Below are 22,639 nucleotides of genomic sequence, written 5' to 3'. Positions count from 1 at the left end.
AGTGCTGAAGGCATCTAAGCACGAAGCCCCCCTCAAGATAAGATTTCCCACCTAAAAAGGTTAAGACTCCAAGTAGACCACTTGGTAGATAGGCCTAGAGTGTAAGAGTAGCAATACTTTTAGCTAATAGGTACTAATAAGTCGAGGGCTTGACCAGAAATATAATTTACTGTTTATGACCTAACTTAGCGAACGATAGTGAGCAAAAGTTAAGTCAAACGCAACGAGCACCAAATCTATGTGAGCGATAGCGAGCAAATAGATTTGTGTAGCGAGACTGCGTACTCAATGCAGCAAACCAATAGAGTTAAGTCGAAGCAACAAAACCATAATAAAATACTATAAAAAAGCTTTACCCCATTTGTGAATGCTTTTGGAACAAATGGATGGTAGGTCAAACCAATGAATATTTGGTGGCGATGGCGAGAGGGGAACACCTGTAACCATACCGAACACAGAAGTTAAGCCTCTCAGCGCCGATGGTACTTGGGTGGTAACGCCCTGGGAGAGTAGGACGCTGCCAAGTACATAGATAAAACCTCTACTTCGTAGGTCGAAGTAGAGGTTTTTATAACGAATAGGAAAGTTCTCACTTATATGGAATATTAATAAAAAGAACTTGACCTAAATAAGTTTCAAAAAAGGCTTCCTTAACGATGTTTTGCTAGGAGCCTTTTTTATTTGCCGTAATATTTAAGATATACTATAATTAGATTAAAAGAATAATAAGAAAACTACAGGGTAAAAAGAAAAAGAGAGATAAAAGAAGGAGAAGATACAAATGAAATATGAAGGAGCCCTTTATAGACCACCTAGTGAAGCCTATAGCTTAATAGTACAGGCTACAATAGGTTGCTCTCACAATAAATGTACCTTCTGTTCCATGTATAAAGATAAAAAATTTAGAATAAGAAGTACAGAAGAAATAATGGAAGATTTAATTATAGGTAGAAAATATTATAAAAATGTAAAACGTGTATTTTTAGCTGATGGAGATGCTTTAGTAATTAAAACTAAAGAACTAATTAAAATATTACAGGGTATAGAAGTTTTGTTCCCAGAATGTGAAAGGGTAGGCATATATGGTTCTCCTAGATCTATTTTAAACAAGTCCCAGGAAGAGTTATTGGAGTTAAAGGCTTTAGGATTGGGTATTGTATATTTAGGTTTAGAATCTGGAAGTGATAAGATATTAAAGGATATTGAAAAGGGTGTAAATTCTACTCAAATGATAGAGGCGGGTAGAAAAATTGTAGAGGCTAATATAGAGCTTTCAGTGACTTTAATATCTGGAATTGGAGGGAAAGTCAATTCAGAGCTTCATGCCATAGAATCAGCTAAAACTCTTAATAAAATGAAACCCCATTATATTGGATTACTGACCTTACTACTGGAAGAAGATACCCAGCTTTATAAAGAGGTACTGGAAGGGAAATTTCAGCTTTTAACCCCTAGAGAAGTATTAAAAGAGACGAAGATTTTAGTAGAAGGGCTTGAAGTTGACAATTGTATTTTTAGAAGTAATCATGCCTCTAATTATGTTTCATTAAGAGGAACTCTTATGAAGGATAAGAAGCTTATACTCGAGCAAATTGAGGAAGGTTTAAATATAGGTGGATTAGATGATAAAGAAATGTATAGGCGATTATAAAAAAATGTTGCTTATTGGAGAATATAATGATATAATGTTTAGGAATAAAAACATATAGTAATCTTTAAATCAGTCCAGAGAGACTGGCAAGATTGTAATTAGTATGGATAATTATGCCTATTTGCATAAAAGGTCTTGCTGTTAGCGAGACCTTTTTTATGAGCAAATTATTACAATCTAACAGTCCTTTAAATCAGTCCAGGGAGGCTGAAAAGGAGAGAAAACTCTCCTTAAATTAGAAAGGGAGGTTTTTTTATGACTGAAAATGTAATTGTAGGTAAAACTGATAAAACAGAAGCTAGATTATGGCAGAATTCAAAAAAGGTTATTTTAGCTCTTCAACATTTAATTGCCATGTTTGGAGCCACAGTCTTAGTACCTATATTAACAGGATTTGATCCATCAGTAGCATTATTTTCTGCAGGTCTTGGGACCTTGATATTCCATCTTTGTACAAAAGGTAAAGTTCCAGTTTTCTTAGGTTCATCTTTTGCATTTATTCCAGTAATATTGACAGTAAAGGAGATGTATAATGGAGATTTAGCTTATGCTCAAGGTGGGATGGTAGTAGCAGGTTTAATATATATTTTTTTATCCTTCCTAATTAGGAAAATTGGGGTAGAAAATATACAAAAATATCTTGCTCCTCAAGTAGTAGGGCCTATGATAATAGTAATAGGTATGAATCTAATTCCAGTGGCCTTTGGAAATGCCAGGGAAAATTTATTAGTAGCTGGAATAACCTTAGGAATAGCATTATTAGTTAATTTTAAAGGAATAGGTATATTTAAACAATTGTCAATATTGATAGCCGTAACCGCTGGCTATATAGTCTCTTTTAAAATGGGAATTACAGATACTAGTGTGGTAAAAGAAGCAGCTATATTTGCAGTACCAGCTTTTAGATTACCAAAATTTGATATAGGCGCTATAACTATAATAGCTCCTGTAGTATTGGCAGTATTTATGGAACATTTAGGAGATATAACTACCAATGGCCAAGTTGTAGGCCAAAACTTCATAGAAGATCCAGGTTTAAATAGAACATTATTGGGAGATGGATTAGCTACAACCATAGCAGCTTTAATAGGAGGGCCAGCTAATACAACTTATGGAGAAAACACAGGAGTTTTAGCTATAACCAAAAATTATGACCCGTCTGTATTAAGGCTGGCAGCAGTATTCGCAATAGTATTGGGATTTGTGTCAAAGATTGGTGTGTTTTTAAGCACCATACCTACTCCAGTTATGGGTGGAATAAGTTTAATGCTATTTAGTATGATATCTTTAATAGGTGTTAAAACCATAAAGGCAAACAAAGTAGAATTCAACTGGAAAAATATTATAGTTATGGGAACTATATTAATATTAGGCCTTGGAAGTGGTATAATAGAAAATAAATTCGGAATTACTATAGGAATTCCAATAAATGATACGGTTAAAATATCGGGTTTGAGTTTTGCAGCAATAGTAGGGATAATACTGAATGCTGTTTTAAATAGAAGAGAAAAATCGAATTAATGGAATGAAGCCTGTCTAGAATTATAAGGACAGGCTTTATTTTATTTGGTATAATAATCACAAGTTAATCTAAAGTGTTTATTGATATCTTTATAATAAACCAATATAATAGTTGAAAAGGTGGTAAATTTGGGCAGAGTAGATGAGGTATTTGAAATTTTGCTCCATCTGGAAAAGAAAAAAAGGGAAGGTGTTTCTGCTAAAGATATAGCTTCTATGCTGGAAACTGATAGATCTAATATTAGCAGGTATTTAAATATCCTTCATAAAGAGGGAAAGTTAGAAAAAATAGATGGAAGACCGGTTCTATATAAATCTATTAATAATGATACTAATAGGGTTTCCCGAGGGGGGAATTCAATAGTGGATTCTAACAACAGCCTAGACAAAATGGTAGGAGCGACACAGAGCTTAGCTATGCCTATACAAAAGGCAAAGGCTGCTATTATGTATCCTCCTAAAGGCTTGCATACTTTACTTTTAGGGGAAACAGGCGTAGGAAAATCCATGTTTGCTGAGCTTATGTATCAATTTGCTATAGAATCTAATATAGTGAGAAAAAACGCTCCTTTTATTAGATTTAATTGTGCAGACTATGTAGATAATCCAAATCTATTGACGGCTCAAATATTTGGGGTTAAGAAGGGAGCCTATACTGGTGCTGATAGGGATAGGGATGGATTGCTTACAAAGGCAGATTCGGGATTTATTTTTTTAGATGAAATCCACAGGTTACCGCCTCAAGGTCAAGAGATGTTGTTCACCTACATTGATAATGGTTTTTTTAGACCTTTAGGAGAAACGGAAAAATTAATCCATGTAGATGTTAGAATAATTGCTGCAACAACAGAAAATCCAAATTCCCATTTATTAAAAACTTTCACTCGCAGGATACCTATGATAATAACCTTGCCACCTATAAGGGATAGGAGCCTATCTGAAAGATATTTTTTAATAGAAACCTTTATCAAGGAAGAATCCCATAGGCTTGGGAAGAGCATATATATAAATAAAAATTCTATTATTTCTTATCTATTGTATGATTGTCCAAACAATATAGGTCAGCTTAAATCTGATATACAACTGGCTTGTGCTAAGGCTTTTCTTAGATATAAATCTGAAAATGGCGATTATCTAATTATCAACCAAGGGGATTTACCTAATCACGTAAGAAAAGGAATTTTAAGTATTAATGATTATAGGAATGAAGTAGATGAGCTACTAAATACTACCTATGATATTTTTAAATTTAACCAGCATGAAGAACCTCCCCTTCTATTGAATGTAGATGATAATAGATCTGAGGATTTTTATACTGCTATTGAGGAAAAACTAGAATCTTTAAAGGGGTCGGGCATAGATGAAAAGGATATTAATGAGATAATAAACATTGATATTGAATCCCATTTTGAAAAATATATAGGAAGTATATATAGGCGTTTTGATAGAACTGGGATATCAAATGTAGTAAATGATAATATACTTCAAGTAGCTGAGGAAATATTATTATTGGCTCAAAAACAATTGGGAAAGGAATTCGACGAAAAAATATACTTTGGATTATCCTTCCATTTAGAGCGAAGTATAGAGAGGATAAAAAAGGGAGAAAAAATATATAATCCTAAGCTAAATTCTATAAGAATTAATTACGAGGAAGAATTCTTATTTGCTATGAAAATTGCAAAGATATTGGACAATAAATTTCACATTGAAACTCCTGTAGATGAAATAGGGTATCTGGCCATGTTTTTTACAACAGATTCAAATAAAAAATTTAGAGAAGAAAAGCCAAAAGTAGGAGTAATAGTTGTCATGCATGGTAGATCTACTGCAAGCAGTATGGTAGAAGTAGCCAATAGTTTAATAGGCATAGAACATGCCGTTGCCTTAGATATGCCTTTATCCATGAATCCCAAAATTATGTATGAGCTAACAAAGGATAAGGTCCAGCAAATAGACAAGGGAAAGGGAGTAGTAATGCTAGTGGATATGGGCTCTTTAACAACCTTTGGGGACATGATATGGGAAGAAACTGGAATAGAAGTAAGAACACTTGAAAAGGTTAGCACTCCCATGGTTCTTCAGGTATTGAGAAAGGTTGTAATGGGCTATGGTTTAGATGAAATTATTGAATCTTTAAACAAAAAGGATCTTTATAAAGATGAGCTGCCGAAGAAAAAGATAAGGAAAAACATAATTGTTACCGCTTGTTTTACAGGAGATGGGGCCTCCAAAAAGTTAAAATCAGTAGTAGAAACCTCTTTAGTTGATGAAAATATAGAAATAATGGCCATAAATATTATAGATGAAGAAAAGTTAGAAAATAGAATATGTAGATTAAGTAAAGAGTATAATATCATAGCCATTATTGCAACGGTAAATATGGATATAGGATATATACCTTTCATACCTGCCATAGAAGTGTTCAAGGGTTATGGCATAAATAAATTAAAGAAAATTATAGATGAAGAAAATATGTATATGAAGGTAGCAGAATCCTTAAAAGAACATTTAACAAATTTAGATGGGGAAGAAATAACTAGGGATATTAAATATTTAATCTATAGTATTGAAAACGAGCTGGAAATAGAAATAATATCCGACGCTAAGATAGGAATCGTACTCCATATATCTTTTTTAATAGATAATCTATTGGCTGGTGTAATCCCTAGGAAATTTGAAGATTTGGAGATTTATAGAAATCTATATGAAAAAGAGATGAATATTATTAAAGAATCTATTTCCTTTATGGAGAAAAAATATAAGGTTTCCTTAGGGGAAGATGAATTAGCCTATATATTGAAATTGTTTTTGTTAAACCAAAATACTGTGTAATAGTGTGTAAACTTTTACACAGTATTTTCTTTTTTTGTTTAGAAATTTACACGGTTTTTATATATTTATTTTACCCATTATTAAATATATAATGGTGAAATTATGAAAGAAGCTGCTAAAGATAGATTTTTATTATTTGAATTATTTTATCAGTGATATTGGCAAGGTAATTGCAAATGTAATATAGTACATAAAAATAAATTGTTGGAGGTGAATAGGGTATAGCTTAAACTACTCATTAACCTTACAGAAAGGACTGATTCATATGGTAAATATTATGCTTGTCTGTTCTGCAGGCATGTCCACTAGTTTACTAGTAAGCAAAATGAATAAGGTAGCTAAGGAAAAAGGGATGAATGTAAATGTATTTGCTGTAGCAGAGGCAGATGCAAAAAATATTATGGATAAAATTGATATTGTTTTACTTGGACCGCAGGTAAGGTATCTATTGCCAAAGATGAAGGAACTAATGGAACCTAAGGGGATACCCGTTGATGTAGTGGATACCATTAATTATGGGACTATGAATGGGGAAAAGGTTTTAGAACAGGCTTTAAGTATGGCTAAAAACTAATAAAAGTTTCATATTTAAAAGGGGGATTAACATGAATAATTTTTTGGATTTTATGGAAAAGAGATTTGTTCCCGTTGCAGCTAGGATTGGTGGACAAAGGCATTTAGTTGCTATCCGAGATGGTTTTGTAGCCATTATGCCTTTGATACTTGCAGGTTCTACTGCTGTATTATTAAAAAACACTATCTTCCAATGGATAGCACCATTAGGAATATTAATTCCTATATGCGATCAAGTTTGGTGGGGTACTTTAGCTATAATGACATTATTAGTTGTTTTTTCTACAGCTTATAGTTTAGCAAAATCCTACAATGTAAACTCTCTTGCAGCTGGACTAATTGCAGTAGGTTCTTATTTTGCTACATTACCACAGGCCCATGGTGATGCAGGTTGGGGATATATTCATTGGGGTTACTTACAAGCTACAGGTTTGTTTACAGGATTGATAGTAGCGTTAATTGCCACCGAAATATTTGTTAAATTGATTAAAAGAGATTTAACTATAAAAATGCCAGAAGAGGTACCTCCGGCAGTAGGTAGAGCTTTTGCAGCTGTTATACCAGGAATGATTACTATCTTTACTTTTGGAATTGTATTTCTGATTATAGATAAGCTAGGAGGAGTAAGTTTATATGATGTAATATACGAAGGGATTCAAAAACCACTGCAAGGTTTTAGTCAAGGAGTAGGTTCAGCTATGGTAATGGCCATGTTAATCAATTTGTTTTGGTTCTTTGGTCTACATGGTGCAAATATATTGGATCCTATAATGAATGCATTATATCTACCTGCTCTTACAGATAATGCTGCTGCAATAGAGGCAGGACTGGCGGCACCAAATGTAATAACTAGGGTTTTCTTTGATACCTATGTACATTTAGGTGGCTCAGGTGCAACTATAGGATTAATAATTGCTATTTTTATTGCAGCGAAGAAGAGAAAGGAATATAGGGAAGTTGCTAAACTATCAACACCATCGGGGATATTTCAAATTAACGAGCCTATGATGTTTGGACTCCCCATAGTGTTAAATCCAATATTATTTATTCCATTTATAATAACTCCTGGAATATTGACTCTTATAGGTTATATTGGTACCGCTACAGGTTTTGCACCTCCAACGTATGTTGCTATACCTTGGACTACTCCTCCAGTAGTAGGAGCATTTTTAGCAACAGGGGCTACTTCAGCAAGTTGGAGGGCAGCAGTTTTAGCTTCTATAAACCTTGTAATTTCAGTACTCATATATCTACCTTTTATTAAACTAGCTGATAGACAAAGTAGGAAAACTAAAATAACTAATCAATGAATTATTTTATACTAAGGGGATTGGGATTTTTTATATCGGAAATATATTTAATATTCAATTTACTTCTAACTAATATCTTATAGGATATTTGGTTTGTTTATTGGTGTATAAAGGACTAATTCTTTATACACCAATAACAATATTATTTTGTAAAGGGGTGGCATATTTGAATAAAAAAATTAAAATAGCTGTAATTGGCGGTGGTTCATCTTATACTCCAGAATTTATTGAAGGGATAATCAAAAGGTACGAAGAACTTCCGGTAGATGAACTTTGGCTTGTAGATGTAGAGGAAGGCAAGGAAAAGCTTAATATAGTTGGAAATTTGGCCAAGAGAATGGTGGAAGAGGCTAAAATACCAATGGATATTTTTCTAACTTTAAATAGGGAGGAAGCATTATACGGAGCTAGTTTTGTCACAACTCAAATAAGGGTTGGGATGCTCGAGGCTAGAAATAAGGACGAAAGTATTCCACTATCCCATGGATTTATTGGGCAAGAAACCAATGGGCCAGGCGGACTTTTTAAAGGGTTAAGAACTATACCAGTATTATTAGAAATTGCTGATGATATGACAAATTTATGTCCTGATGCTTGGTTAATAAACTTTACAAATCCAGTAGGCATGGTAACCGAAGCTTTTTCCAAATATTCAAGACATAGGAAGTTTATAGGTCTTTGTAATGTCCCGATAGGAGTAGAAAAGGGTATAGCAGAAATAATGGGTATAGAAGGAGATAGGATTAGAATAGATTTTGCTGGATTAAATCATATGGTATATGGATTTAATGTATTTATAGATGGAGAAGATAGAACAGATGAGGTATTAAATATATATATAGAAAATTCAGCTTCTATAAATATGGAAAACATAGATCCTATGGAATGGGATAAAGGATTTATTAAGGCCCTCAGGTTAATACCTTGTCCATATCACAAATATTATTATAAAACTAAAGACATGCTGGAAAATGATATAGTGAAATTTAAAGAAGGTAGGAATAGGGCGGAGGAAGTAATGGAAGTAGAAAGATCCTTGTTTGCACTTTATAAAAATAGGGAATTGAAGCACAAACCTAAAGAATTGGAAAAGCGAGGAGGTGCCTACTATTCTGATGCTGCTTGTAATCTTATAAGTTCCATATATAATGATAAGGGAGACCTTCAAGTAGTAAACACATTAAATGGAAATACTATTAAGGATTTAGATAGAAACAATGCTATTGAAATAACTTGTAAGGTAACAAAAAATGGGCCTATACCTTATAAATTTATTGATGAGTTTCCCATTCCCATAAAGGGAATTATTCATCAGATAAAAGCTTTTGAAGTATTAGGAGCAGAGGCAGCGGTAGAAGGAAATTATGAGAAAGCCCTTCTAGCAATGATAACGAATCCCCTTGTTGCAAACGATAGGGAAGGACATAAAATGTTGGATGAACTACTACAAGCACATAGAAGTTATCTTCCAAACTTTTTTAAAGGAATATAGATAACATAATTTTAAAGAGGATTTGTGTCATATTATAGATTATTGTAGCAAATGTATATAATTTTTAAATTTTAAAGGAGAGAGTAATATGGACTTAGAGATGATAATAATGAATATTATTAATTACAGTGGAGAAGCAAGGAGTCTATGTATGGAGGGGATATCTTACGCAAAAAAAGGCGATTTTGATAAAGCAAGAACTAATATAGAAGATGCAAATGAAAAGATTGCTTGTGCACATAAAAGTCAAACTAAGCTGATACAATCGGAAGCTCAAGGGGAAAAACAAGATTTCTCCCTGCTTTTAGTTCATGCTCAAGATCATCTAATGAATGCCATAACGACTAGAGATATGGCTAGAGAATTTATAGACCTATATGAAGTAGTTTATAGTTCTATAGTGGCAGGGGGTAGTAGAGTCAATGCGTAGACTAGGTGTATCCATATATCCAAACAATTCATCCCTAGAGGAAGATATAAGGTATTTAAGTTTAGCATCAAAATATGGATTTAGCCGGATATTCACAAACTTGATTTCAATTGATGAAGATAAGGACAGGATACTAAGGGAGTTTAGGGAAATAGTAAACCATGGAAAGAATCTAGGTATGGAGGTAATAGCAGATGTATCTCCATCCGTATTTAAATCTTTAGATATTCATTATTCAGATCTAAAGTTCTTTAAGGATATGAATTTAACGGGAATTAGATTGGATTTAGGCTTTTCTGGCAATGAGGAAAGTATAATGTCGTTTAATCCCTATGGTTTAAAAATAGAGATAAATATGAGCAACAATACTAAATATTTGAAAAACATAATGGCATATATGCCAAATAAAAATAATATTATTGGATGTCATAACTTTTATCCTCATAGGTATACGGGATTATCCAGGAAACATTTTATGGAGACATCTGAGAGCTTCAAAAAATATGGCCTTAGGACGGCAGCCTTTGTTTCTTCAACAAATGCTACCTTTGGTCCTTGGCTAGTTAATGAAGGCCTACCTACATTGGAAGAGCATAGAGAGCTTCCTATAGAAACTCAAGCCAAAGATCTTTTTAATACCGGGCTTATAGATGATGTGATAATAGCAAACTGTTATGCTTCTGAAGAGGAATTAAAAACCCTAGGGAAAATGAACAAGGATCTTCTTACGCTAAAAGTAGAGTTAATAGATAGTCTACCAAAGTTGGAAAAGAAAATAGTATTGGAAGAACTCCATATTAATAGGGGAGATATATCAGAGTACGTAATTAGGTCAACTCAAAGTAGGGTTAAATATAAAGGTTATGACTTTAAATTGATTAATCCAAAGGACATTGAAAAAGGAGATATTATAATAGACAGCAGCTTATACGAACATTATGCTGGTGAATTACAAATAGCATTAAAGCCTATGAAAAATAGTGGAAAAACTAGCGTAGTAGGGAAAGTAGTAGATGAGGAAGTATTTTTACTAGATCATATAAAGCCTTGGCAAAAATTTAAGTTCGAGTCTTCTATATAGAATTTTCAAGTGAGAAACCCTGAGGTTATAAATTTTCCGTTATAAAGGAAAATCTATAACCTCTTTTTTAATTAAATAGACAAAACCACAAATAACATATAAAATATAATGGAATAATAAGAAATGAATCTTAAATTAGAGAGGAAGTTTGAATCATGCCTAAGGTATTAGTAGTAGGTGGTGGTGCTTCTGGGATGATAGCTGGAATTTTTGCGAGGAATTATGGTGCAGATGTAACTATACTTGAAAGAAATAATAGAATAGGCAAAAAGATACTAGCTACTGGAAATGGTAGATGTAATTATACCAATGTGAACTTGTCTATAGAAAATTACCATGGCAACAATCCTAAATTCGCCTATAGCTGCCTATCCAAGTTTGGAGTAGATAAAACATTAGATTTCTTTGAACAGTTAGGCATAACCCCTGCCATAGAAGATAATGGGAAAGTATTTCCCCTATCTTATCAAAGTTCTAGCGTTTTAGATGTATTAAGGTTTGAGCTAGAGGAATTAGGTGTAGAGGTTATAACCGATGGATTTGTGGTAGATATAAAAAAGGATAAGAGATTTGTATTAACTTTAGAAGACGGTAGAAAAGTATATGGAGATAGGGTTATTTTGGCTACTGGAGGCAATGCAGCTCCTAATACGGGTTCAGATGGCAATGGTTATACTTTAGCTGAAAATATGGGGCATAGCATAGCAGAGATTTTTCCCGGATTAGTACAGCTTAAACTTGAAGGAAATATATTTAAGCAAGTAGATGGAGTTAAATTTGTGGGAACAGTAGGCCTTTATAATGGGAATCAATTAATTAAAGAGGATAGTGGAGATATATTGTTTACTAACTATGGTATATCTGGTCCTCCTGTTCTTCAACTGAGCAGAACAGCCTTAAAATGTTTAAAGGATAATAAAGATGTAGAGCTAAAGGTGTCCATTATTCATAGGAAGACAGAAGAGGAGCTATATAATTACCTAATATATAGATTTGGATTTATGGCAAAAAAGACTATAGAGATAGGACTAATAGGGCTAATAAACAAAAGATTAATTCTTCCCATATTAAAGGAATTAGGAATTAATAAAAACAAACAAATTGCTCATTTGAGCAATGATGAAGTAAGTAGATTGTCAAAAATACTTACTGACTGGAGATTTAAAATATCTGGGAGTAAGTCCTTTAAAGATGCTCAGGTAACAGCAGGTGGAGTAGATACTGATGAAATAGACAGCTCTACCATGGAGTCAAAACTAGTAAAGGGATTATATTTTGCAGGAGAAATTGTTGATATAGATGGTGATTGTGGAGGTTTTAATCTTCAATGGGCTTGGTCATCAGGATATGTGGCTGGAAGGAATGCTTCTTTAGAGTAGGGGAAGAAAGATATTGAAAGGATTGATTTCATGCTAACTATGAATGGAAAATTAAATGAATTAGCAGAACAAGGTAAATATATAAAAGTTGCTATAGTGGGAGCAGGGAAGATGGGAAAAGGTTTGATAAACCAAATGTCTAGAATTAAAGGCATGTCGCCTTCTTTGGTTGTTAATAGAAATATAGAAAAAGCAGTAGATGCATTTCTCTCAGCAGGAATTGGACAAGAAGATATTGTAATTTCAAACTCATTAAATAAAATAAATTATTATTTAGAAAAGGGAAAATATATTGCAACTGAGGATATGGACATAGCAACAAAGGCTAACACTATCGAAGCGGTGGTAGACGCTACAGGAGTACCAGAAGTAGGTGCAAAGATTTCTTTAGACTCAATAGAGAATAGAAAGCATATAATCATGTTAAATGTGGAAGCTGATTCAGCAGTAGGACCAATATTATATAAAAAAGCTAAGGAAGCAGGAGTGGTATATACAGGAACAGCAGGAGATGAACCGGGAGCTGTTATGGAATTATATGATTTTGCAGTAGGATTAGGCTTTGAAGTGTTGGCCATTGGAAAAGGGAAAAATAATCCTTTAGATTTAAAGGCAAATCCGGATACCGTATATGAAAAAGCCATGGGAAAGGGTTTAAAACCTCATATGTTGACGGGTTTTATAGACGGTACCAATACAATGATAGAGATGACCTGTATGGCTAATGCTACAGGTTTTGTTCCAGATATAAGAGGAGGCTATGGTATTAATAGCGATTTAAGGGATTTGACTAGATTTTTTAGGCTAAGAGAAGAGGGAGGCATTCTCAATAGATATGGAATAGTTGACTATGTTATGGGAATTGCACCAGGAGTCTTTGCCATTTTTACTACAAAACTGGATGAAGTACATAAACAATTAGAATATTTAAATATGGGTTCAGGGCCTAATTATGTACTATACAGGCCTTATCATCTTACTAGCCTAGAAACACCTATAACTATATTTAATGCCTGCTATTATAAAGAGGCAACTATAGCACCTACAAAGGGAATAGTTGCAGAAACTATTACAGTGGCCAAGAAAGATTTAAAAGTAGGGGATAGATTAGATGGTATAGGAGGATATACTGTTTATGGTAGTATTGAAGAGTATAAGGTGGCAAAGGAAGAAAAGTTAGTACCTATAGGGCTTATTGACAAGGATACAAAAGTAGTCAAAGATATTAGGCAAGGTCAACCTATAACCTATGATATGGTAGAAATAAATAAAGAAAGAAATATATACAGATTGAGAAAGTTGCAAGAAGAAATAATGGGTTAAATGCTAAACAATATTTTACAACTTTTAAAAAATTAGATAAAATATAATAGTATTACTAAATAAAATAGTACGGAGGGATTTTTATGATATACATAAAAAACGATGATAATAGGCCTCAATTCAACTTAGCTTTAGAACAATATGTTTTTGATAGTTTAGATCAATTTGACGAAATATTTTTATTATGGATAAACGAGCCTTCCATAATAGTAGGGAAAAACCAAAATACTATTCAGGAGATAAACTTAGACTATATAAAGGAAAATAATATAAATGTAGTTAGAAGATTATCTGGTGGAGGAGCCGTTTACCATGATTATGGTAATTTAAACTATACTATTATATCAAAAAGTAAGGAAACTTCTGCTTTTAACTTCGAAGCTTTTTCTCAACCGGTAATAGAAGTATTGGCTAAACTAGGAGTAAAAGCTGAATTCTCTGGTAGAAACGATATTACAATAGATGGTAAAAAATTCTGTGGCAATGCCCAATATATGAAAAAAGGAAAGGTCCTTCACCATGGAGCAATGCTTTTTGATACGAATTTAGAAGTTTTAGGAAAGGCTTTAAAGGTATCAAAAGATAAGATAGAATCCAAAGGGGTAAAATCTGTAAGGAGTAGAGTAACCAATATTAAGGACCATTTAAAAGAAGATATAACTGTAGAAGATTTCAAACAACTTTTATTAGAGCATATGTTTAAAGGAAATAAGGAGATTGAAGAATATAAATTAACAGAAGAAGATTATGCTAATATAAATAAATTGATGGAAGAGAGATATGCTACATGGGAATGGAATTTTGGCAGTTCCCCAGATTTTAATATAGAGAAATCTAGGAGATTTCCTTCAGGGAAGGTAGAGACTAAAATAGATGTCCATGAGGGAATAATAAAAGGAATCAAAATTTATGGGGACTTTTTTGGTGGTGGAGAAATATCCGATGTGGAAAATAAATTTATAGGCATTAAATACAGAGAAGATGAAATCAGTAAGGTATTAGACAATATAGATATAGGATACTATTTTTCAGGAATATCAAAATATGATATAATGAGCTGTATCATATAAATAAACTTGACAAACTTGACATAATTGTTATATATTAATACACAAAACACAATATTAATTACTATGATGGGGACAGTAGTAAAGGGAATTTATTGCACAGAGAAATAATCCTAAGGTGAGAGATTATTAATAAACCTTTTATGAAGATCACCTCGGAGTATAATATCCGAAATTAGAGTAGGATATTACGCTATAGGCGTTATATTAAAAGAGTGATAGGATAGTAGATTATTTATCCTATAATTTGGGTGGTACCGCGGAAATCCGTCCCTAAGCTTTGCTTAGGGACTTTTATTTTACACTTAAAATAGAAAGGATGAAAAAATTGAAAAGGTTTAAAGAACTATCTAATGAACCAGTGAGCGAAAGAGAACAGAATATTTCAAAATACTGGGAACAAATCGATCTTCTTCATAAATCGGTAGAGACTAGGGACGAAAACAAGCCTTTTATCTTCTATGAGGGGCCTCCAACTGCCAATGGGAAACCAGGAATTCACCATGTAATGGCTAGGACCTTAAAGGATTTAGTATGCAGATATAAAACTATGGAAGGGTATCAGGTTAAAAGAAAGGCTGGATGGGATACCCATGGTTTGCCTGTAGAAATTGAAGTGGAGAAAAAATTGAATTTAAAGAACAAGTATGAAATCGAAGAGTATGGAATTGAAAATTTTAACAAACAATGTAGAGAATCCGTATTCCAATATGAAAAACTGTGGAGAGAAATGACTACTAGAATGGCCTATGAAATCGATATGGATAATCCGTATATAACTTTGGAAAACGATTATATAGAATCGGTTTGGTGGATTTTAGACAAATTCTTTAAGGAAGGTCTAATATACGAAGGGCATAAGATATTACCCTATTGTTCACGCTGTGGAACGGGCTTAGCTTCTCACGAGGTAGCTCAAGGTTATGAAGAGATAAAATCTGAAACAGTGGTAGTTAAATTTAAGCGAAAAGATAGGGAGGAATACTTCCTTGCATGGACTACTACACCTTGGACTTTACCTAGTAATGTATGTCTTACTGTTAATCCGGAAGAAATCTATTTAAGGGTAAGACAAGATGATGAAATATATTATGTAAGTAAAGTTTTAGCTGACAAGGTATTAGGGGAAGATTATGAAATATTAGAGGAATTGAGGGGGAAAGATTTAGAGCATGTAGAATATGAACAGTTAATTCCATTTATAAAAGTAGATGATGGCAAAAAAGCATTTTTTGTTACATTAGGAGACTATGTAACTACAGAAGATGGTACAGGAATAGTTCATTCTGCTCCAGCTTTTGGTGAGGATGACTATAATACTGGAGTGAAATATAATTTACCAGTATTACAACCAGTAGACGATGAAGGGAAATTTACCGATACTATTTGGAAAGGCAAATTTGTCATAGATGCAGATCCAGATATAGTAAAATGGTTAAGGGAAAATGGTAAGCTTTATAAAAAGGAAAGAATGGCCCATAATTATCCTCATTGTTGGAGATGCCATACACCCCTTCTATATTATGCAAAACCTAGCTGGTATATAGAAATGACTAAATTAAAAGATAAACTAATTGAAAACAATAATGGAGTAAACTGGTATCCTGATTTCGTTGGAGAAAAAAGGTTTGGCAATTGGTTAGAAAATTTAAATGATTGGGCTATATCTCGAAGTAGATATTGGGGAACACCACTTCCAATATGGAGATGTGAAGGTTGTGGGCACACTACTAGTGTGGGTTCAATAGCTGAATTAGTAGAAAGGTCAATGGAGGATATAGATGAATCTATAGAACTTCATAGGCCTTATGTAGATAATGTTCATTTAAAATGTGAAAAATGTGATGGAATAATGAATAGAGAACTAGACGTAGTAGACGTATGGTTCGATAGTGGTGCAATGCCTTTTGCTCAACACCATTATCCCTTTGAAAACAAGGAGAATTTTGATAAATTATTCCCAGCAGACTATATATGTGAAGGAATAGACCAAACTAGAGGTTGGTTCTATTCACTATTAGCTATATCTACTTTTGTTACTGGTAAATCTCCTTATAAAAGTGTTTTGGTAAACGATCTTGTCCTAGATAAAGATGGAAAGAAAATGTCTAAGTCTAGAGGGAATACAGTAGATCCATTTACCTTATTTGATCAATATGGGGCCGATGTATTGAGATGGTATCTAATCTATGTTTCACCACCATGGACTCCAACAAGGTTTGATGAAGATGGACTTAGAGAGGTAGAGAGTAAATTCTTTAGGAGCATAAGGAATGTATATAATTTCTTCTCCCTATATGCCAATACAGATGATGTAGATCCAAGAGAATTCTTCATAGGATATGAAGAGAGGGAAGAAATAGATAGATGGGTACTTTCAAAATATAATAGCCTAATAAAACAGGTAAAAGAAGATATGGATAAATTTGAATTGACAAGAGTAGTAAGAGCAATCCAAGAATTTGTTATTGAAGATCTTTCTAATTGGTATATTAGACGTTCTAGAAGACGTTTTTGGTCTACAGAATTAGACGATGATAAAAAGGCTGTATATAATACTACCTATGAAATTTTAGTAGGTATTAGCAAGATGATTGCACCTTTTGTGCCTTTCATTGCGGAAGAGCTATATAGGAATTTAACCGACAAAGAATCAGTCCATTTAGACTACTATCCTAGCTATAAAGAAGAATTAATAGATTTGGAATTAGAAGAAAAGATGGATTTGGTAAGGGATTTAGTGGGATTAGGTAGGGCTTCTAGAGAAACTGTTAGGATCAAGGTGCGCCAACCGATAAAAGAAGTATTAATAGATGGAAAATATGAAGAAAAAATTAAAGATTTAGTACCTCTAATAAAAGAAGAGTTAAACGTCAAAGAAGTTGTATTTGAAAAGGATCTAAGTCAATTTATGAATTATTCTCTAAAACCCAATTTTAAAGTGGTAGGACCTATTTTAGGTTCCAAGGTGAAAGCCTTTGGAAAAGCTTTAAATGAGTTAGATTCTCATGAAGCGGTAAAAAAATTAGAATTGGGAGAAAAATTAATCTTAAATTTAGATGGAGAAAAGGTAGAAATAGAAAAAGATTATGTAATGGTTACTATATCCTCTAAAGAAGGTTTTGACGTGGCTATGGAAAACAATCTATTTGTAATCCTTGATACCACTCTTACAAAGGATCTAATCAACGAAGGATATGCAAGAGAGTTTATATCCAAGGTACAACAGATGAGAAAGAATAATGGTTATGAGGTCTTAGATAATATCAATATCTATTATGATGGAAATGATGAGATAAAAGAAGCAGTAGAGTTATTTGAAGACTATATCAAAGAAGAGACCTTAGCTCTATCAATCGTGAGAACATCTGATGATTCCTTTGAAAAACAAGATTTAAATGGTCATATGACGGGGATAAAACTGGAAAAAATCAAATAAAAATTAAAGGGAGGGCCTTTTTGAAGGTCTTCTTTTTTTCAAAACATTTCTTACCATTTTGGCACCCTAATCTTATAATAATTATAACAAAAACAAAGGGGTGTTTTAATGTCTATTCAAAAGGTTAATGAATTGTTCAAAGAATTAAAAACAAGGCAAGTAAAGGTCAGTAAACTAAGTTGGGTATAATATACTACAGGTTATGATTTTCGTATTGAAGAAGCTTATAAAGAAATAACTGAATTTTTAGAAGATAAAAGGAATCATCAAATAATTTGTGAACATAATGAAAAGGATTTAGAACCTATGGATAGAAGACGGATTAAAATAGCTTATAATATTTTTAAGCTTTTCCACATAGGTAAAAAATTAAATGAATTGAATTTAGAAATAAGAAAAAAGACCAACGAATTGTCCAAAATACTTAACACTTTTAGATTTAACATAGATGGAAGAGAAACAGCTTCTGTAGAGATAGACCAAATACTATCCAAAGAAGAAGACAGAAGTCTGAGAAAAAGGCTTATTTTTCAAGGAACCAGATAAACAAACCACTAGTTGATGGAGGATTTATCGGGCTAATAAACTTAAGAAAAGGGTTAGCTAAAGCCTATGGTTCTAAGGACTTTGTCCAGTATAAATTGGAGAAGGATGAATTAAGCCCGAATATATAAAATCTAATATTTCCCCTTCATTAAATACCAAAGTAGATATGTCCAACTATTATAATATTATAAGAGATTTCTTTTTAAACTTTGGAATAGACTTAGATAAATTTAATATAACCTATGATATGTTTCCAAGAAAGAATAAATCTGAATGGGGATATAATTTTTCAATAGAGACAAGGAACGATTCAAGAATCCTTGCTAATGTAAAAAACCAATATAGTGAATTCAAAGTTTTGCTACATGAAACAGGCCATGGAGTTCACTCCTTTTTACAAGATCCTAATGAATTAATATTAAACAGTGGAATTAATGGAATAGTTACAGAAGGTATAGCAAATTTATTTGGAAGTTTTTTACATGATGAATTGTTTTATAAAAGTTTCTTTGATGAAAATGTAGAAGGAGAATTTAGACAAATGGCAGAATATGAAAAGTTAAGCTACTTAAGATTTATAGGGAATATATTCTTCGACCATGAACTATATAGAAACGATGTTACTTCCCTATACAACCCATCCCATATATATGCACAATTATTTTATGGGAGATGTAACCTGTAAAATGCTAAGAAAGGTATTCTGCAGAAATCAAGGTGTAAATAGTATATCTGAGAAGCCAAAAGAATTTGGTGAATTTTTGATTAGTGAAGTAATTAATCCATCTGGATTGTATAAATTTGAAGAACTATTCAAGAGGATAAGCGGAGGAGAATTTTCCCTAAAATGGTATTTCTAATATTTGAATAAAGGACAAATATTCGCCCTTTATTATTTATCTAAATATGACTGATAATCAGAAGAAACCTTTTCAATCATCTTCTATAACATACAGTATAATATGTATAATTTGACAGACAATAAAAAACACTATGACAAATAGCGGTTTCATGATATAATCTAAAAGGATAGTTGTAATGATTTTTGGATTTAAAAGGTTTTATAATATAAAATCTTTGAATATAAATAACAAAAACGCTGGTTAAGGGGGAAAGGTATTCATGAAAGTATATCAAACTGATGAAATTAGAAACTTAAGCTTAATAGGACATAGTGGTAGTGGCAAGACAACTTTAACAGAAGCAATACTATATGTTACAGGAATAACTAAAAGACAAGGTAGGGTAGATGATGGAAATACCATATCAGATTTTGACAAGGAAGAGATTGCAAGAAAGGTCTCAATTGGAACAGCTGTAATTCCTGTGGAGTGGGATAATGTTAAATACAATTTCTTAGACACTCCTGGATATTTTGACTTTGTAGGGGAAATGTATGGTGCTTTAAAAGCAAGTGAAGGTGCTATATTACTTGTGGATGCTTCCTCAGGGGTAGAAGTTGGGACAGAAAAATCATGGTCATATACAGAAGAGCACAATATTCCAAGATTTATATTTTTAAACAAAATGGATAAAGAAAATGTTAATTTTGAAAAAGTGTTAAACGATATTCAAGGGCAATTTGGAGATAAGGTAGTACCTTTTACTTTACCAATTGGGCAGGCAGAAAATTTCAAGGGATTGGTAAATATAATTGAAGAAACAGCTTTTGAATATAATGGCAAAGATGTTAAGAAAGTTGATATACCGGCAGAAATTCAGGAACAAATCCAATCAATAAAAGAATTATTAATGGAAAAGGTTGCTGAAACAGATGAAGAACTAATGGAAAAATATTTTGAAGGTGAAGAATTTACTATTGAGGAAATTAGAAAAGGATTAAAACTTGCAATTGCTAGTGGAGATTTGGTACCTTTGCTAGTCGGTTCAGCGGAAAAATCTATGGGAATTGATATATTATTAAGCGTAGCTAAGAACTATATACCAAACCCAGCAGAAGTTGGTGTAAATATTGGATATACAGGTGAGGAACAGGTTGAAAGAAAGGTCGATGTAAATGAGCCATTTTCAGCCATAGTATTTAAAACTATTGTAGACCCATTTGTGGGAAAACTGTCTTTATTCAAAGTCTTATCTGGAAAGATTACAAAAGATCAAGATATATATAATGCTAGTAAGGATAAAACCGATAAATTAGGCGGATTGTTTGTACTTAGGGGAAAAAATCAGATAGAAGTATCGGAAGTAGTAGCTGGAGATATTGGAGCTACATCTAAACTACAAGCAACACAAACAGGGGACAGTATTTGCAATAAATCTAACCCAACTTTATATGATAGAATAGAGTATCCACAACCAACATTATTTTTAGCTGTAGAACCGAAAGCTAAAGGTGATGAGGAAAAGATTGGAACATCATTACACAGATTAACGGAAGAGGACCCCACTTTTGTAGTGGAAAGGAATTCAGAAACGAAACAATTATTAATTGGTGGTCAAGGCAATATGCAATTAACTGTTATTATAGATAAATTGAAAAATACTTTTGGTGTGGAAGTCAATTTAATTAAGCCAAAAGTCGCCTATAGAGAGACCATAAAGGGAAGTTCTAGCGTACAAGGAAGGCATAAAAAACAATCAGGTGGAGCTGGACAATATGGGGATGTCCATATAAGGTTTGAGCCTACAGATGAAGAATTCATATTTGAAGAAGAAGTATTTGGTGGAGCAGTGCCACGAAACTTCTTCCCTGCAGTTGAGAAAGGATTAAGAGAATCTTTGGAAGAAGGAGTTCTTGCAGGATATCCGGTAGTTAATGTAAAAGCCACTTTATTTGATGGTTCATACCATCCAGTAGATTCTAATGAAATGGCTTTTAAAATTGCCGCTTCCCTTGCTTTTAAAAAGGGTGTGGAGGAAGCTAATCCAATATTATTAGAACCTATTATGAAAGTAGAAATATTAATCCCTGAAGATTATATGGGAGATGTAATGGGGGATATGAATAAACGTAGAGGAAGGATTCTAGGCATGGAACCTCAAGCAGATGGTTCTCAACTGGTTATAGCTGAGGCACCACAGGCTGAGCTATTTGAATACGCTATAGATTTGAGAAGTATGACCCAAGCTAGAGGAAGATTTACCATGGAATTCATAAGGTACGAAGAAGTACCATCCAATATTGCTGAAAAAATAATAGAAGAAGCAAAGGCTGAAAAGGAATAATCAATAAAAGAAAAAGTTCGATGGGAATAGTCGGGCTTTTTCTTTTATACTTAACTTTCCCATGGCCGTGCTACAGTACATAGGGAATTTCTGCTTTACCAACTTAAATAAATTTATATGGCTAATGGTCAAGGCATATAAGGAGATATAAAATCATAGGAATATAAAGGTAAACTCTGGGTATAACAAGTATATAGGGGACAATTCTATTGTATATACTTGCCATCAAATTTTCAAATAGGGTATGTCAATAACTTTTGAAAATGTCAGTAAAAAATAAGCTAATTATCGCTTAAAAATGTCAGTATTAGGATATAATAATAACATCTTTGGGGCTTTGATATTGTAGCTGTTCAATTTTAAATGTCAAGGATAAAATGAACAAGCAAAGCTTGTCCTTGACATTTAAAATTTCACTAGCTTGTTTTGCAACTAGCCCCAAAGGATGTTAAAACATTGAAATTAAGCGTATTTGCTTAAAAATATTTCTTCTAGGACACTGAGTACTTCCTCATAACTTTCATCGAAATAGACTTTTTTAAATTTATCATGGCCATATTTGAAATAGTGGTCATCTGGAGGTATATACTTAGTTTTAAGTTTATTCTGCTTGGTTTCATGTTTTCTTTTAGGCTTTATGAAGTTAATTACTTCATAAACATTGCCCTGGTATTCTGCTTTAATTCCTACTGAAGTACTGATTATAACAGTGATCTTTGATTTCTTTGGGATTTCAGGCAATCCAGGGCTTTTTAATACCTGAAAATGTCTATTGTGTATAGAAAAAACACTGCCATTATCAATAG

General features: G+C 32.9%; 16 protein-coding genes, 2 rRNA genes, 1 pseudogene and 1 other annotated feature. Of the genes and pseudogenes, 18 read left to right on the top strand and 1 reads right to left on the bottom strand.

All coding sequences use genetic code 11. From position 1 onward, the window contains the following. The 18 genes from CUL_RS0116075 to fusA form a co-directional block, all read left to right on the top strand. A 23S ribosomal RNA gene (locus tag CUL_RS0116075) occupies nt 1-157 on the top strand; the annotation flags it as partial. Nucleotides 158-409: 252 nt separating this feature from the next. Further along, nucleotides 410-526 (top strand): 5S ribosomal RNA (gene rrf / locus CUL_RS0116070). 255 nt (nt 527-781) lie between these two features. Next, entirely contained in the window at nt 782-1,651 is an 870-nt protein-coding gene (locus CUL_RS0116065; protein WP_005588579.1) for a radical SAM protein, read from the top strand. A gap of 255 nt (nt 1,652-1,906) precedes the next feature. Continuing rightward, on the top strand, nt 1,907-3,172 hold the full coding sequence (locus tag CUL_RS0116055) for a uracil-xanthine permease family protein (protein ID WP_025642735.1): 1,266 nt from the start codon (nt 1,907-1,909) through the stop codon (nt 3,170-3,172). 129 nt (nt 3,173-3,301) lie between these two features. Then, the gene (locus CUL_RS0116050) at nt 3,302-6,007 is read left to right on the top strand and encodes a sigma-54-dependent transcriptional regulator (protein WP_025642733.1); all 2,706 of its coding nucleotides are present in this window, start codon (nt 3,302-3,304) and stop codon (nt 6,005-6,007) included. A 265-nt stretch (nt 6,008-6,272) separates the two neighbouring features. After that, nucleotides 6,273-6,581 carry a PTS sugar transporter subunit IIB gene (locus CUL_RS0116045; protein ID WP_025642731.1) on the top strand — a complete coding sequence of 103 codons (309 nt, stop codon included), beginning with the start codon at nt 6,273-6,275 and terminating at the stop codon, nt 6,579-6,581. 31 nt (nt 6,582-6,612) lie between these two features. Then, nucleotides 6,613-7,890: a PTS sugar transporter subunit IIC gene (locus tag CUL_RS0116040; protein WP_025642729.1), complete on the top strand. Its 1,278-nt coding sequence runs from the start codon at nt 6,613-6,615 to the stop codon at nt 7,888-7,890. Between the two features lie 166 nt (nt 7,891-8,056). Continuing rightward, nucleotides 8,057-9,382, top strand: coding sequence for a 6-phospho-beta-glucosidase (locus CUL_RS0116035; RefSeq protein WP_025642727.1), 1,326 nt, complete (start codon nt 8,057-8,059; stop codon nt 9,380-9,382). A gap of 88 nt (nt 9,383-9,470) precedes the next feature. Next, on the top strand, nt 9,471-9,812 hold the full coding sequence (locus tag CUL_RS0116030) for a PTS sugar transporter subunit IIA (RefSeq protein WP_025642725.1): 342 nt from the start codon (nt 9,471-9,473) through the stop codon (nt 9,810-9,812). Continuing rightward, a complete protein-coding gene (locus CUL_RS0116025) occupies nt 9,805-10,893 on the top strand; it encodes a DUF871 domain-containing protein (protein WP_025642723.1) in 1,089 nt (362 codons plus the stop codon). Before CUL_RS0116030 ends, CUL_RS0116025 begins: the two co-directional genes overlap by 8 nt. A gap of 155 nt (nt 10,894-11,048) precedes the next feature. Continuing rightward, nucleotides 11,049-12,272, top strand: coding sequence for a BaiN/RdsA family NAD(P)/FAD-dependent oxidoreductase (locus CUL_RS0116020; protein ID WP_025642721.1), 1,224 nt, complete (start codon nt 11,049-11,051; stop codon nt 12,270-12,272). A 30-nt stretch (nt 12,273-12,302) separates the two neighbouring features. Then, nucleotides 12,303-13,595, top strand: coding sequence for an NAD(P)H-dependent oxidoreductase (locus tag CUL_RS0116015; protein WP_025642719.1), 1,293 nt, complete (start codon nt 12,303-12,305; stop codon nt 13,593-13,595). Between the two features lie 83 nt (nt 13,596-13,678). Continuing rightward, nucleotides 13,679-14,665 (top strand): lipoate--protein ligase, encoded by a 987-nt coding sequence (locus tag CUL_RS0116010; protein WP_005588590.1) that lies wholly within the window; start codon nt 13,679-13,681, stop codon nt 14,663-14,665. 54 nt (nt 14,666-14,719) lie between these two features. Beyond that, nucleotides 14,720-14,940, top strand: a binding site (T-box leader). A gap of 50 nt (nt 14,941-14,990) precedes the next feature. Then, complete coding sequence (ileS, locus tag CUL_RS0116005; protein WP_005588591.1) at nt 14,991-18,101, top strand: isoleucine--tRNA ligase; 3,111 nt, start codon at nt 14,991-14,993, stop codon at nt 18,099-18,101. Nucleotides 18,102-18,407: 306 nt separating this feature from the next. Further along, nucleotides 18,408-18,647 carry a hypothetical protein gene (locus tag CUL_RS19615; RefSeq protein ID WP_005588593.1) on the top strand — a complete coding sequence of 80 codons (240 nt, stop codon included), beginning with the start codon at nt 18,408-18,410 and terminating at the stop codon, nt 18,645-18,647. Nucleotides 18,648-18,813: 166 nt separating this feature from the next. Next, entirely contained in the window at nt 18,814-19,332 is a 519-nt protein-coding gene (locus CUL_RS19610; RefSeq protein WP_025642718.1) for a M3 family metallopeptidase, read from the top strand. 1 nt (nt 19,333) lies between these two features. Further along, a complete protein-coding gene (locus tag CUL_RS19605; protein ID WP_201767929.1) occupies nt 19,334-19,507 on the top strand; it encodes a hypothetical protein in 174 nt (57 codons plus the stop codon). A gap of 262 nt (nt 19,508-19,769) precedes the next feature. Continuing rightward, on the top strand, nt 19,770-21,833 hold the full coding sequence (gene fusA, locus CUL_RS0115980; protein ID WP_005588594.1) for an elongation factor G: 2,064 nt from the start codon (nt 19,770-19,772) through the stop codon (nt 21,831-21,833). A 462-nt stretch (nt 21,834-22,295) separates the two neighbouring features. Here fusA and CUL_RS17780 read toward each other — a convergent pair. Further along, nucleotides 22,296-22,639: pseudogene (locus tag CUL_RS17780) on the bottom strand (ISNCY family transposase); the annotation flags it as partial.

Origin of the sequence: [Clostridium] ultunense DSM 10521 (assembly GCF_000511955.1) — a bacterium.
Lineage (GTDB): Bacteria > Bacillota > Clostridia > Tissierellales > Tepidimicrobiaceae > Schnuerera > Schnuerera ultunensis.
This window is presented reverse-complemented; position numbering and strand designations above follow the sequence as displayed.